Source organism: Marinobacter similis (genome assembly GCF_000830985.1).
Lineage (GTDB): Bacteria > Pseudomonadota > Gammaproteobacteria > Pseudomonadales > Oleiphilaceae > Marinobacter > Marinobacter similis.
Genome location: NZ_CP007151.1, coordinates 1,369,214 through 1,383,481 on the forward strand (window position 1 = coordinate 1,369,214; position 14,268 = coordinate 1,383,481).

The window sequence follows — 14,268 nt, forward strand, 5'->3', positions numbered from 1 at the left end:
CTTTGAGCGCAAAGGCGCGCATTCTACCAAAGTCTGGCCTGTGTATAGAAATTGTTTCCTGGCTTCTCGGGTGGAGTGAAGGCTTGCTATGATCGGAGCCCAAAACAGAGCGGGTGCCTTAGCGTCCGCCGATAACCAGTAACCAAGGCGTACAATCTTCCCATGTTATTGATCATTGGTGCAGTGGTCGTCCTCGCAAGCGTGCTCAGTGGCTACGTATTGCACGGCGGTAACCTTATGGTGCTCTGGCAGCCCACAGAGGTTCTGATCATCTTCGGCGCGGCCATTGGTGCGTTCGTCATCGCCAACCCGATGCACACGGTCAAGGAAGTGTTTCGGGGCATCCTGCGTCAGTTGACGGGGTCGCCGTTCAATAAAGCCTTCTACATGGACCTGCTGAGCCTGCTTTATGAGATCTTCGATAAATCTCGCAAGCAAGGTGTTATGGCCATTGAAGAGGATATCGATAACCCGGAAGCCAGCCAGATCTTCAGCCGCTATCCGGCCATTCTGAAGTCTAAGGAATTGCTCGCTTTTATTACCGACTACCTCCGTATCATCAGCTCCGGCAACATGGCGACTCACGAACTGGAAGGCATGATGGAAAACGAGATTGATAGCCGTCAGCATGAGTTGGAGGAGCCTCTCACGCGGTGAACAAGGTTGCCGACGCGCTTCCCGGCCTGGGTATCGTGGCTGCAGTATTGGGGATCGTGATTACGATGAACTTCCTGTCCGAGGGGCCAGAACGCATCGGACTCAGTGTTGCGGCGGCGTTGGTGGGTACTTTTCTCGGAATTTTTATGGGCTATGGCTTTGTTGGGCCGCTTTCCATCGCTATGGAACATTCTGCCCGTTACGAACTCAAGGCCTACGACTGCATCAAGTCTTCCATTGTTGCCACCCTCTCGGGCCAGGCGCCGCAGATGGCGATCGAGTTTGGTCGCAAGGCCTTGCCCACCGACAAGCGGCCCGGGTTCCAGGAATTGAACGATCACGTTCGGTCCAAATGACCCATAGCCATATTCTGATCCGGAGCTGAGGCGTGGACCAACAACCGATCATCATCAAACGCAAAAAGGTCGTCGCCGCCGGTCACCACGGTGGCTCGTGGAAAGTGGCGTTTGCCGATTTTGCCACCGCCATGATGGCGTTCTTCCTGGTGCTCTGGCTGACAGCCACGGCGTCACCCGAGCAGATCAAGGCGGTTGAGGGCTATTTCCGGGATCCGGTCGGTTTTACCGATGGTGGTTCGCCCAACCCGGTGGATCTGGGGGGCAGTGCCTCAGTAGTCAATGAAGCCAGTCCGGACGAGGCCACCAGTCAGATTCAGATTAAGGATGAGACGGTGGATGAGTTGTCCGAGACGCTGGAGCAGCGTCGCATGGAGGAGCTGTTTCAGGAGCTGAAAGATCGTATCGAGCAGAATCAGACGCTTCAGGAGTTCAAGGATCAGTTGCTGATCGACATCACCGACGAGGGCTTGCGCATCCAGATCGTCGATCGCTCCGGCCGGCCCATGTTCGACAGCGGTCGCGCCGAGCTGAAGTACTATTCCCAGGACATCCTGTTTGAGCTTGCCAAGACCCTTGGCTCAGTGGATAACAAGCTCAGCCTGACCGGGCACACCGATGCCACGCCGTTCAAAGGACGGCCCGGCTATACCAACTGGGAGCTGTCAGCAGACCGCGCCAATACCGCTCGCCGGGCACTGGTCGCCGGTGGTGTCGGCGAGGAACAGATTGGCCGGGTGGTTGGCTTGAGCGATTCGGTGTTGTTCGAGAAGAGCGATCCGACCGCGCCGGTCAACCGCCGGATCTCGATCATCGTGCTGAACAAGCGCACCGCCCAGGGCATTCAGGACAGTGCCGGCCAGGGCGACGAGCCGTTAATCGACCTGACCAAGCCAACCGAAGAAGAAAAGCAGGAGGCCATGGGCCGGCTGGAGAGTGGCGAATGGCTGGAGGAAAAGCCGGAGCCAGAACCCGGTGAGCTGAACTGGTAAGGCCCGCAGCCTCCAGGCTCAGTCCAGTTTGAGGCCCCGAGCCTGCTGTTCCGCCATATCGAGCAGAATTCGGTGAAAGCTTCTCCGGCGTTCCGGACTGATCCGGCCCGCCTCTGCTGCGGCGTCGATGGCGCATCCGGGATCGCCCATGTGGCGGCAGTTCCGGAATTTGCAGTGACCAATCTCATCCCGAATCTCACGAAACCCGTACTCGATCTCCTGTGTTGTCATGTGCCACAGGCCAAACTCCCGGATGCCCGGGGAGTCAATCAGGTCGCCGCCAATGGGTAGATGGAACAGCCGGGCGGTGGTGGTGGTGTGCACACCTTTGCCGGTGCTCTCGGACACCGCGCCAACGCGGATGGCTTCGTCCGGCATCAGAGTCTGGATAATCGATGACTTGCCAACCCCCGATTGACCCACGAATACGCTGGTCTGGTTTTTTACCAGGGCCTCAACTTCCGGCGCCGGCCGATCACCGGATTCCGCCGCTGAAGTGCGGACCACTTGATAGCCCAGGGCCTCGTAGCGCGCCAGCATCGCATCGATGTGATCCCGGTTGCGGTCGGTAATGAGGTCAGTCTTGTTGAGCAGGATGATCGCCGGAATGTCGGTGATTTCAGACGCCACCAGGTACCGGTCGATCAGGTTGTCGTGGGGTTCCGGCTCCGAGGCCAACACCAGGATGATGTGATCAATATTGGCGGCCACTGGCTTCAGGGCGCCGAAATTGTCGGGGCGCTGGAGCAGATTCTGGCGCTCACAGCGGGCAACGATGACCCCGGATTCATTGCGCCCCGGGCGCCAGATGACTTTGTCACCGGTAACCAGGCTATCGATGTTGGCGCGCACGAAGCAGCGAATCACCTTGCCGACGTGCTCGCCCTCCAGGCCCTCAACATCCAGCTGCTGGCCATAGTGGGCGATGATCAGCTTCCTGTTCCTGGCCCAGTTCGCCGGCATCGGCCTGTTCCTGAACCACTTTCTCCTTCCGTGCGGCGCGCGCGGCGCGCTCCTCCTGGACTTTTTTGATTCGGAATTGCTGCTGCTTGTTCAGTCGCCGTTTTGCCATTAAGGATCAGTTGCCAGTAATCGGTGGAGTGAGGTGTTACATCATACGTTAATCGGCCACAATACACAGGGGATGTCCCAACTCCACCACCAAGACACTGAAGGTTAGGAACTGATAATGGCAGAAGGCGATCGCTTAGTTTGGATTGATCTGGAGATGACCGGGCTGGATCCGGAAAAGGAACGGATCATCGAAATGGCCACCATCATCACCGATTCGGAGCTGAATGTTGTGGCAGAGGGCCCGGTCATTGCCGTGCATCAGCCGACAGCCTGCTGGATGCGATGGATGAATGGTGCACCAACACCCACGGTGCCAGTGGCCTGACCAAGCGCGTCAAGGAAAGCACCATTGACGAGGCCCAGGCCGAGCAGCAAACGCTGGAATTTCTGCAGCAACACCTGGAAGCGGGCAAGTCACCCCTGTGTGGCAACAGCATCGGCCAGGATCGCCGGTTTCTGGTGAAGTACATGCCCCGTCTGGAAGAGTTTTTCCACTACCGCAATCTGGATGTCTCTACCGTCAAGGAGCTGGCGCGACGCTGGCGACCTGATGTACTGGCGGGCGTGAAGAAGCAGGGCAGTCACCTGGCCCTGGACGATATCCGCGACTCCATCAGCGAGCTGCGCCACTACCGGGATACCTTCTTCAAGTTATAGGCCGTGCTGCTTCAAGGCCCACTGCACGTGCTCGCGGACCATGTCATCCGGATGGTCCGCGCGCTGTTTCAAAGCCTCAATGACCGGGATGGTTGAGGGCGCATTGCCAAGCCCAACGGCCAGATTCCGGAGCCAGCCACTATAGCCTGTCCGGCGGATGGCTGAGCCTTCGGTCCGTTTCAGGAACTGCTCTTCGGTCCACAGAAACAACTCGGCCAGGGAGCTGTTGTCCAACCCGTGCCGGGGCTGGAAATCATCCTCCCCGGTCGGTTTGCTGAACTTCTGCCACGGACAGACCAGCTGGCAGTCGTCGCAACCAAAGACCCGGTTGCCCATCAACGGTCTCAGCTCTTCCGGAATGCTGCCGCGCAATTCAATGGTGAGGTAGCTGATGCAGCGCCGGGCATCGAGCTGGTGCGGGCCGACGAAGGCATCGGTCGGGCAGAGGTCGAGGCAGGCCGTGCAGCTGCCGCAGTGGTCGGTTTCGAACGGGGCATCCACCGGCAGCGGTGCACTGGTGAAAATCTCGCCCAGAAAGAAAAACGAGCCCGCTTTCGGGTGAATCAGCATGTTGTTCTTGCCGATCCAGCCCAGGCCTGCGCGCTGGGCGAGTGCCCGCTCCAGAACCGGGGCGCTGTCCACAAAGGCGCGATACTCGTAACCGCTGAGCGCCTCGTCGATCCTGTTTGCCAGGGTTGCCAGCCGCTTCCGGATCAGCTTGTGATAGTCGCGGCCAAGGGCGTAGCGGGTAACATAGGCGCCTTCCCGGTTAGTAAGCGCTTCTTTCGGGCTGTCCGGGGAAGGCAGGTAGTCCATGCGCACCGAGATTACCCGGGCCGTGCCAGGCACAAGCGAGCGTGGCGTGTAGCGCTTGTCGCCGTGATAGCCCATGTACTCCATTTCGCCGTGGTAGCCTTCTGCTAGCCAGTCCTGCAGATGTTGGCCGTGTTCGCCAGTATCGGGGAGGGTGATGCCCAGATCGGCAAACCCGAGTTCCCGGGCCCAGCCCCGGATGCGGGTGACCAGGTCGGAAAAATCCTCGGTGGTGCTTGGTTGGTCAGATGCTGCGCTCATGGGGCCTGCTGCGACGTCGGCAACTCATTGAAAATCAGAATGCCAAACTTTAATTTGATTAAGTTATGACCTTTTTGCCCGTTTTGCTATGCTTTACAGGTATCTGGCCAATTTTCTTAAACCGGTTTCTGTAACGGGAGCAAAGGCTTATGCCGCCGTCCCAGGTGGGCAGTTTACCAGACACACTGTTTTCCGCCGATGCTGTGCGGGAGATTGACCGCTATGTGATTGAGCAGCAGGGCGTGGACGGGTTCGAATTGATGCAGCGCGCGGCCCATTCGGCGTTTCGGCGGCTGGTTCGGCAGTGGCCGGAAGCGGGGTCGATCCTGGTGCTCTGTGGCGCTGGCAATAACGGCGGAGACGGCTATCTGGTGGCCGCCAATGCGGCGCGTCACGGTATGGGCGTGCAGTGCGTTGCGGTGGCACCCACAAAGAAACTGACCGGAGATGCCCGTAAAGCCTGGCGGAAGGCCGTCGCTGATGGGGTTGAGGTGCAGGAATTCGCAACCTTGACCGCGGAATCGCGGGAGGCCCTGTTCAGTGAAGCTGATGTGTTGGTTGATGCCATGCTGGGTACCGGCGTGTCCGGCGCTCCCAGGGAGCCCTTCGCCGGCCTGATTGCCCAGTGCAATCATGGATCGGCGCCGATTCTCGCCATCGACCTGCCGTCAGGGTTGAATGCGACCACCGGCGCCACCGAAGGCGACGTGGTGCGGGCTGATCTGACGGTGACCTTCATTGGTCTGAAAAGCGGACTGTTCACCGGGCAGGGTTCTGCAGTGTGCGGCACGGTTGTGTTCGAATCACTGGATACGGAAACGGGCGTCAGCCGGAGCGGGCAGAGGCCGCTGGCATGCCGTCTGGACTGGCCTTCGACCATGTCCTGGTTACCCAGGCGGCCGGCCAATGCCCACAAGGGGCGCTTTGGGCATGTTCTGGTGGTGGCCGGCGAGCGAGGTTTTGGTGGCGCGGCTGATGCCCTCCAGCTGGCCCTGGCCCTGCAACAGGTTTGCGCGCGCCCGCTCCAGAGCATCCAGGTGCCGGCGCCGGGCCAGGAAGCCGCCTTCGGTAGTGCTGGCAAAGCCCATGCATTGCTTGAGGTGATCCCGCAGCACTTCCAGGCCGTCGGAGGATTTCGCCGCCAGCCGGATCACCGGCGCAGTACCGCTGTCGGTATCGGTGAAGCCCACGGCTTCCGAGGACAGATCCACCTTGTTCCGCACCACGGTAACCGGGGCATTGGCCGGTAAGCGGTCGATAAAATCCGGCCAGATCTCGTGGGGTTCGGTCTGCTCGGTGGTGGTGGCGTCCACCATCAGCAGGATCCGGTCGGCCTGGGAAATTTCATCCCAGGCCCGGGCAATACCGATCTGTTCGACCTCGTCCGGGCTGTCTCGCAGGCCAGCGGTGTCGATGATGTGCAGCGGCATGCCATCGATGTGGATATGTTCCCGGAGCACGTCCCGGGTGGTGCCTTCAATGGCGGTAACAATGGCCGCCTCGCGCCCGGCGAGGGCGTTGAGCAGGCTCGACTTGCCGGCGTTGGGGCGGCCGGCGATCACCACCTTCATGCCATCCCGCAAAATGGTGCCTTGCTGAGCCTCGCCGAGAATGGTCTCCAACCGTTCGAGCAGCTGCTGCAGATCGCCGGCAACCTTGCCGTCAGCCAGGAAATCGATTTCTTCCTCGGGAAAATCGATGGCCGCTTCGACGTAGATGCGCAGGTGGGTTACCGCATCCACCAGATCGTCGACACGGCGGGAGAACACCCCCTGCATGGAGCGCACGGCACAGCGGGCGGCCTGCTCCGAACTGCTTTCGATGAGATCGGCGATGGCTTCGGCCTGGGCCAGATCCAGCTTGTCATTCAGAAATGCCCGCTCGGAAAACTCCCCCGGTCGCGCCAATCGGGCGCCGCGGCTACAAACTTCCCGCAGCAGCAGATCGAGGATAACCGTGCCGCCATGGCCCTGGAGTTCAAACACATCTTCACCAGTGAACGAATGCGGGTTGGGGAAGAACAACCCGATACCTTCATCGATCAGGCCGCCATTCTGGTCCAGGAAGGGGCCGTAATGGGCGTACCGTGGCTTGGGGATAAAACCCAGCATCTGGCGGGCAATGTCCGCGGCAGCCGGCCCCGACACACGGACAATTCCCACACCGGCCTGGCCGGGGGCAGTGGCAATGGCGGCAATTGTGTCTGCTGTCTGGCTCATGAATATTCCTTCGGGCACAAACAACAGAGGCTCCATGAAGGAGCCTCTGTCTGGGTCGGGTCAAAAATACCGATCAGTACTTTTTACCAGCCGTCTCTGCTTCAATCTTGCGGGTAATGTACCACTGCTGACTGATCGACAGAATATTGTTCACCAGCCAGTACAGTACCAGACCGGCCGGGAACCAGAGGAAGAATACCGTGAAGATCAGCGGCATCATCTTCATGATCTTGGCCTGCATTGGATCCGGTGGTGTCGGGTTCAGATGCATCTGCAGAAACATGCTCGCGCCCATCAGAATTGGCAGAATGAAGTACGGATCCATCTGGGACAAATCCTGAATCCAGAGCATGAACGGGGCATGACGCAACTGCACGCTCTCGAACAGTACCCAGTACAGGGAGATAAACACTGGCATCTGCACCAGGATCGGCAAGCAGCCGCCCAGCGGATTGATCTTTTCACGCTTGTACAGTGCCATCATTTCCTGGGACATGCGCTGTCGGTCGTCGCCGTACAGTTCTTTCAGGCGCGTCAATTGCGGCGCCACCGCACGCATCTTGGCCATGGACTTGTAACTGGTGGCCGAGAGGTGGAAGAACACCCCCTTGACCAGCACGGTCAACAGGATGATGGCAACACCCCAGTTGCCTACCAGGCCGTAAAACCACTCGAGGATGATAAACAACGGCAGGGAAATGAAGAACAGGAAGCCGAAATCGACGGTGCGGTCCAGGTTCGGTGCTACATTTTCGAGCCGATCAATGATCTTCGGGCCAATGTAGGCGCGTGCGCCCACTTCCACAGTGTCTCCAGCAGCCACGGTGGTGGCCGGATAAACAAAGCCCATCACGTACAGGGGGCCTCGGCGTGTGGTCTGGAACTGAGCCGGTTGATCAGGCTCCGGTACCCAGGCTGTCAGGAAGTAGTGCTGCAGGAAGGCCAACCAACCATTGGTAACCGACTGATTTATAGGAGTTTCTGAAAGGTCACCGAAATCGAACTTCTCGTACGGATCTTCCGAGGAACTCATCACCATGCCCAGAAATGCCTGAATACCCATGCTGTTCTGAGCGGTCGGATCGGGCGCCTGGTCCCGGACGATTTTACCGGTGAAGTTGGCTTTCCAGGCTTCATTAGACTGGTTGTCGATCAGGTAGCGCACGCCGATTTCATAGCTGTTACGCTCAAATTGATAGCGCTTGGTGATCTTGACGCCGTCGCTGGTGGTGTAGGTCAGGTCAACGGTCAGCTGGTCCTGGCCATCAGACAACTCATAGCTGTCAGCGTTGGATTGATACACCGGCGCGCTGCCATTGGCGCGGCTATCCGGCCCATTGCGACCAATCAAGCCACTTTCCATGACGTAGGTGCGGCTGTTGGTATTGGTCAGCAGCTTCAGTGGTTCCTGGCTGTTCAGGGACTTGTCGTAATCGGTCAGCGAGCTGTGGATAAGATTGCCACTGACCCGATCAATGGTGAGCTCGAAAACATCAGTGCGAACGGTAACAAACTGGTCTTCAACGGTGATGTCGGAATCCGTCGCGGTGGCGATCTGCTCTCCGCTCTCCGGCGTGCTGAACTCCTCACTGGTGCCAGTGCTCTGGTTCTGCTCAGGAAGCACCATGCTGTCTTCGCCGCCGGTGGTTGAACCAGTGTTGGTCTGGGCCACCTGTTCGGTTTGCGGCTGCTGATGGTAATCCTCATTCCAGGCAAGCACCATCAGATAACTGACAATAGCCAGGCCGGCAAATAATACGATGCGTTGAATATCCATAGAGTTACTGTCTGGTCTGGGTTGTAGTGTGGGAGTGCTCAGCCTGAAGGCAGGGTGTTACGGCCTTGCTGGAATCGGATTGTGCCATACCCGGTACTGGATCATAACCACCCTCGGCCCAGGGATGACATCGTAATAACCGACGAGTAGCGAGAATCAGTCCTTTCAACGCACCGTGATGGTTGATCGCTTCAACGGCGTATTGTGAACAGGTTGGATAATGGCGGCAATGACTAGCATCATGGGACTGAGGGCGTACTGGTAGAAACGGATAGGAACAAGCAGAAGTTTACGCATCAACCCGATCCTTTGCCGGCTGGTTGTGCTGATGGAGCGTTCGCAGGTAGCGACTGCTGGTGTTTCCGTTTTAGTCGACGCCACAAATCGTTGAGCGCGGCCGTTACCGTTGGGGTTTCCAGTTTGGCGAGTCCCTGGCGACCGAGTACGACAATATCCAGCCCTGGATAATCAGTCTGGTGCCGAAAGGTCTCCCGAACCTGTCGCTTGATCCTGTTTCTCTGGACCGCGAGTTTCAGATTTTTCTTGGAAAAAATCAAACCGATCCTGGCGTGTCCGAGATTATTCGGTGTAGCAGGATCAGAAAATTCCTGTGCGGAACTTTCAGCTGAACGTCATCGAAGACTTTGCCGTAATCAGCCGGTCTGAGCAGACGGTGCGATTTCGGGAAACTCAAAGCCTTCATGAGGCGCGCTGGTTACGCTGACAGACGTGCGCGGCCTTTGGCACGACGACGGGAAATAACCTTGCGACCGTTGGCAGTGGCCATACGGGCACGGAAACCGTGTACGCGCTTACGCTTCAGGACGCTTGGTTGAAACGTTCTCTTCATGGTGATGATCTCACAATTCGTAAGTTGAAAATTCGTATGTGGCTGGAAAATGTACAGCCAAAACAGGAGCGGCATGATATGCAAATGCGGGGGAAAGTTCAATGGGTATCGATAAGTGGTTTTCACAGGTGCTCATTGGCCGGACTAACCTGAACAGATCTAGACCAGATAATAAAATCTATAGGTTCTTTTAGATTTCTCTTTAAGGATTAATTATTACTGTTATTACTGAGGCCGTTTTCTGTGGATAAGCAAAGAAAATGCATCTAAGCCAGTAAGTTACGGAGATGATAAGGGGGCTTACAAATACCGATAAGCCCTGTGGACAGTGGCACTACGAATTGTGCATAAGTGACTTCGGGTGATCACATCCTAGTTATCCACCGTTCGGTCCTAGGGTTTCACACAGGGTTGAAGGCAGGGTATGCACAAGGGGGTGTGGATAACAGTTTTTGAAAGAATTTTCTGTACACAAGGCTGTAGGTAAGTCTGGAACTAATTGATAAGTTTATTCTTTTATTTCCACAGCCTGTTCATGAAATAGTCGGCGGTCTTTCACTGGTGGGCCCATCGGGTTAGAATCTCGCGTTATCTCTTTGGATTGGATGTCTCGCAATTCTGATCTGAGACATTTCTGGGTTATCAGGAGCAGGCTGTCGTGCCGAACACCATGTGGCATCAATGTCTTGAAGTACTCCGGGACGAGTTTCCCGCACAACAGTTCAACACCTGGCTCAGACCCCTGCAGTCCGATCTCCGGGAGGGGCAGCTGATGTTGTTCGCTCCAAACCGGTTTGTTATGGACTGGGTTAATGAGAAATACCTTCGACGTATAGAAGAAGTGTTGAAGGATTTGAACGGGGGCCAGGCTCCCCGCGTAAACATGAAGGTAGGCTCTGCGCCCCGGAACAGTGAGCCGGTAAGTCGGTCCGAGGTTTCGGTTCGGTCCAGTGGTGCTGTGCAGGAAGAAAGCGGCAGCAGGGTCACCGAAGAAGAGAAAGGTGTCGCGGTCAGTGCCGGTGACAATACTTCGGTGCGCGCGAAACCAAGTAACCCAAGTTACGAGCGTCGGCCGGTTCAGGTCGAGGGTGACATCAAGCATCAGAGCTTCCTGAACGAAGGCTTCACCTTCGATACTTTTGTAGAGGGTAAGTCGAACCAGTTGGCCCGGGCGGCCTCGATGCAGGTTGCGGAGAATCCGGGTGGAGCTTATAACCCGCTGTTCCTCTACGGCGGCGTGGGCCTGGGTAAAACTCACCTGATGCACGCTATCGGTAATGAGATTGTACGGCGCAAACCCGGGGCCAAGGTGGCCTACCTGCGCTCGGAACGGTTTGTGGCGGATATGGTAAAGGCGCTGCAATTGAACGCGATCAACGAGTTCAAGCGCTATTACCGGTCGGTGGACGCGCTACTGATCGATGATATTCAGTTTTTTGCCCGCAAGGAGCGCTCCCAGGAAGAGTTTTTCCACACCTTCAATGCCTTGCTTGAAGGCGGACAGCAGGTCATCGTTACCTGTGATCGCTTTCCCAAGGAAATTGTCGACATGGAAGAGCGTTTGAAGTCCCGGTTTGGTTGGGGCCTGACGGTGATGGTGGAACCACCGGAATTGGAAACCCGGGTCGCCATCCTGATGAAGAAAGCGGATCAGGCGAACGTAAAACTCAGTAGTGAAGCGGCCTTTTTTATTGCCCAAAAGATCCGATCAAACGTGCGCGAGCTTGAAGGTGCACTGCGTTTGGTGATAGCGAATGCTCACTTCACAGGATCTGAGATTACCCCGCCGTTTATCCGGGAAAGTCTGAAAGATCTGTTGGCCCTGCACGAGAAGCAGGTCAGCATCGATAATATTCAGCGTACTGTGGCCGAGTATTACAAGATCAAAGTGGCCGATCTGCTGTCCAAGCGTCGGACCCGGACGGTGACCCGGCCACGCCAGGTGGCGATGTCGCTGTCCAAGGAATTGACCAATCACAGTCTGCCGGAAATTGGTGACGCTTTCGGTGGCCGTGACCACACCACCGTGCTGCACGCGTGCAAGAAAATCGTGGAACTGCAGGAGACTGATCCGGGTATCCGCGAGGATTATCAGAACTTTATGAGATTGCTGACCACCTGATGCCGGGCGTTAGCGCGAAACATTCACCCTTCAACATAAAAGAATGCTGAGTGCCATGAAACTGACGATCAGCCGTGAATCCCTGCTCACCCCGCTGCAAAGCATTGCTGGCGTGGTGGAAAAGAAACAGACCATGCCGGTGTTGTCGAATGTTCTGCTGGTAGCCGAAGATAATACTCTGACGCTGACCGGCACGAATATGGAAGTGGAACTGGTGGCCCGTGTTACTCCGGTACACGTGGACCAGCCCGGCCGGATTACCGTGCCCGCCCGAAAGCTGGCCGACATCTGTCGGGCGCTGGGTGAAGAAGCGCCTCTGGAGCTTGGGCTGGAAGGTGACCGTTTGCACCTACGCTGTGGAAAAAGTCACTTTACCCTGTCGACACTGCCGGCGGAGCATTTCCCGAATGTCGAAGACGAAGCCGAAAGCTTCCGTCTGGAGCTGCCCCAGAAAGAACTGGAGCGGATGTTCGATGCCACGGCGTTCGCCATGGCCCAGCAGGATGTCCGTTATTACCTGAACGGCCTGTTGCTGGAAGTGGATCAGGGCCATGTCCGTACTGTCGCTACCGACGGACATCGGTTGGCCATGGCGCACCTGGAGTTACCCACAGGTTGTCCGGAACTGCGGCAGGTGATCGTGCCCCGAAAGGGTGTGCTGGAACTGGCACGGCTGTTGGATGATGTAGAAACACCGGTGACACTGGTGATTGGTGATAACCATCTGCGGGCCACCGTCGGTGCCTACACCTTTACCTCGAAACTGATTGAGGGCAAGTTCCCGGACTACAACCGAGTTATCCCCAGGGGTGGCGACAAAGTAGTCCTGGCCGATCGGGCGACCTTGAAGAACACCCTTCAGCGTGCCGGCATCCTGTCTCACGAAAATATTCGCGGCGTACGGCTGAATCTGGCGCCGAACGAGTTGGAGGTGTTTGCCAATAACCCGGACCAGGAACAAGCGGAAGATGCCTTGCCGGTGGAGTATCAGGGTGAGTCCCTGCAGATCGGGTTCAATGTTGGTTATCTGGTGGATGTGATGAACGCACTGGATGATGATCAGGTGAAGATCACTTTGTCCAATCCGAACAGCAGCGCTTTGATTGAGTCCCAGATGGACAATCGTTGCCTGTACGTTGTTATGCCGATGCGGCTATAGGAGTATCACCATGGGCACCGTGACGAACGGAATCAAGGGCGCCTTCAGGATTGGACAAACCCTGTCCGTGCTGGGGCGTACCGGTGTCAATTGGGTTCGGGGCGATCGCCCCCTACCCCGCGTCTGTTACGGCAGACCTTCGAATCCCTGGGCGCGACCTACATCAAGCTGGGTCAGTTCATTGCCAGCTCCCCCACCTTCTTCCCGAAGGAGTATGTGGAGGAATTCCAGTACTGTCTGGATAAAACCCCCAACCTGCCCTTCGGTGTGATCAAAAAGATTATCAGTGACGAACTGGACCGGCCGCTTGACCAGGTGTACGCGGATATTGATCCGGTGGCACTGGCGTCCGCCTCCATTGCCCAGGTCCACGCGGCACGGCTAGTAACAGGTGAGGATGTCGTGATCAAGGTGCAGAAGCCGGGTGTGGAAAACATCCTGCTGACGGATCTGAATTTCCTGTACCTGTCGGCGCGCATTCTGGAGACACTGGCGCCGAAACTGTCCTGGACCTCGTTGTCCGGGATTGTCGAGGAAATTCAGCGCACCATGATGGAGGAATGTGACTTCATCAAGGAAGCGAATAACCTGAAGGTGTTTCGCAATTTCCTGAACGATACTCACAACGAGGACGCCACGGTACCGCTGGTGTATGAACAGTGCAGCACCCGCCGGGTACTGACCATGGAGCGTTTCCATGGCGTACCTTTAACGGACCTGGAAAGCATCCGGGGTTACGCACGGGACCCGGAGCGGACCCTGATCACGGCGATGAACACCTGGTTTGCCAGCCTGACCCAGTGTGAGTTTTTCCACGCGGACGTTCACGCCGGTAACCTGATGGTGCTTAAGGACGGTCGGGTCGGCTTTATCGACTTCGGCATTGTCGGGCGGATCAAGCCGGACACCTGGCAGGCGGTCAGTGATTTCATTTCCTCGGTAATGGTGGGTAACTTCGAAGGCATGGCCGACGCCATGATTCGCATCGGGGTAACACACCAGACCGTACTGGTGGATGAATTGGCGGCAGACCTGCGCCGGTTGTATCAGCAGATGGACAAGATGGTGCCGGATCAGGTGCCGTACGAGGCAGATCAGGCCGAAGACGATGTCAACCACATCCTGATGGATATGGTAAAAATCGGCGAGAGCCATGGCCTGCATTTCCCGCGGGAATTTGCCTTGCTGTTGAAACAGTTCCTCTACTTCGATCGCTACGTTCACATCCTGGCGCCGGAAATGGATGTGTTCATGGATGAGCGACTGAACATGCTCCATTAAGGCGGTCGCCTTAGCGGGCGGGCTTTTGTACACTAGGGCAGCGTTACACG

The 14,268-nt window shown here is 57.0% G+C and carries 8 protein-coding genes and 6 pseudogenes; 7 read left to right on the forward strand and 7 right to left on the reverse strand.

Annotated features, from left to right (window positions below):
- Window positions 1-162: 162 nt before the first annotated feature.
- Together motA and motB are read left to right on the forward strand one after the other, a co-directional pair.
- A pseudogene (gene motA / locus AU14_RS06395) lies at window positions 163-1,013 on the forward strand (flagellar motor stator protein MotA).
- 32 nt (window positions 1,014-1,045) lie between these two features.
- Window positions 1,046-2,005: a flagellar motor protein MotB gene (motB, locus tag AU14_RS06400; protein ID WP_041339754.1), complete on the forward strand. Its 960-nt coding sequence runs from the start codon at window positions 1,046-1,048 to the stop codon at window positions 2,003-2,005.
- Between the two features lie 18 nt (window positions 2,006-2,023).
- On the opposite strand, the pseudogene rsgA reads toward motB, so the two are convergent.
- A pseudogene (gene rsgA / locus AU14_RS06405) lies at window positions 2,024-3,077 on the reverse strand (small ribosomal subunit biogenesis GTPase RsgA).
- A gap of 117 nt (window positions 3,078-3,194) precedes the next feature.
- Between rsgA and orn the strand changes: the two are divergent.
- Window positions 3,195-3,736 (forward strand): annotated as a pseudogene (gene orn, locus AU14_RS06410) (oligoribonuclease).
- On the opposite strand, the gene queG reads toward orn, so the two are convergent.
- Window positions 3,731-4,810, reverse strand: coding sequence for a tRNA epoxyqueuosine(34) reductase QueG (gene queG, locus AU14_RS06415; protein WP_041339755.1), 1,080 nt, complete (start codon window positions 4,808-4,810; stop codon window positions 3,731-3,733). The pseudogene orn and the gene queG overlap by 6 nt on opposite strands.
- A 149-nt stretch (window positions 4,811-4,959) precedes the next feature.
- On the opposite strand from queG, the pseudogene AU14_RS19005 reads away from it, so the two are divergent.
- Window positions 4,960-5,559 (forward strand): annotated as a pseudogene (locus tag AU14_RS19005) (NAD(P)H-hydrate epimerase); the annotation flags it as partial.
- Window positions 5,560-5,697: 138 nt separating this feature from the next.
- Here AU14_RS19005 and mnmE read toward each other — a convergent pair.
- The 5 genes and pseudogenes from mnmE to rpmH all read right to left on the reverse strand — a co-directional run bounded on the left by mnmE (window position 5,698) and on the right by rpmH (window position 9,656).
- Window positions 5,698-7,029 carry a tRNA uridine-5-carboxymethylaminomethyl(34) synthesis GTPase MnmE gene (mnmE, locus tag AU14_RS06425; RefSeq protein ID WP_094191276.1) on the reverse strand — a complete coding sequence of 444 codons (1,332 nt, stop codon included), beginning with the start codon at window positions 7,027-7,029 and terminating at the stop codon, window positions 5,698-5,700.
- 73 nt (window positions 7,030-7,102) lie between these two features.
- The gene (gene yidC / locus AU14_RS06430) at window positions 7,103-8,806 is read right to left on the reverse strand and encodes a membrane protein insertase YidC (RefSeq protein WP_041339758.1); all 1,704 of its coding nucleotides are present in this window, start codon (window positions 8,804-8,806) and stop codon (window positions 7,103-7,105) included.
- Window positions 8,807-8,810: 4 nt separating this feature from the next.
- Window positions 8,811-8,993 carry a membrane protein insertion efficiency factor YidD gene (locus AU14_RS23725; RefSeq protein ID WP_407942849.1) on the reverse strand — a complete coding sequence of 61 codons (183 nt, stop codon included), beginning with the start codon at window positions 8,991-8,993 and terminating at the stop codon, window positions 8,811-8,813.
- A 109-nt stretch (window positions 8,994-9,102) separates the two neighbouring features.
- Window positions 9,103-9,509: pseudogene (gene rnpA, locus AU14_RS19015) on the reverse strand (ribonuclease P protein component).
- Window positions 9,510-9,521: 12 nt separating this feature from the next.
- Entirely contained in the window at window positions 9,522-9,656 is a 135-nt protein-coding gene (gene rpmH, locus AU14_RS19020; protein ID WP_008172542.1) for a 50S ribosomal protein L34, read from the reverse strand.
- A 658-nt stretch (window positions 9,657-10,314) separates the two neighbouring features.
- Here rpmH and dnaA point away from each other — a divergent pair.
- The 3 genes and pseudogenes from dnaA to AU14_RS06445 all read left to right on the forward strand — a co-directional run bounded on the left by dnaA (window position 10,315) and on the right by AU14_RS06445 (window position 14,218).
- A complete protein-coding gene (gene dnaA, locus AU14_RS06435) occupies window positions 10,315-11,778 on the forward strand; it encodes a chromosomal replication initiator protein DnaA (RefSeq protein WP_041339761.1) in 1,464 nt (487 codons plus the stop codon).
- Between the two features lie 55 nt (window positions 11,779-11,833).
- The gene (gene dnaN, locus AU14_RS06440; protein ID WP_041339763.1) at window positions 11,834-12,937 is read left to right on the forward strand and encodes a DNA polymerase III subunit beta; all 1,104 of its coding nucleotides are present in this window, start codon (window positions 11,834-11,836) and stop codon (window positions 12,935-12,937) included.
- Between the two features lie 10 nt (window positions 12,938-12,947).
- Window positions 12,948-14,218: pseudogene (locus AU14_RS06445) on the forward strand (ABC1 kinase family protein).
- Window positions 14,219-14,268 lie beyond the last annotated feature (50 nt).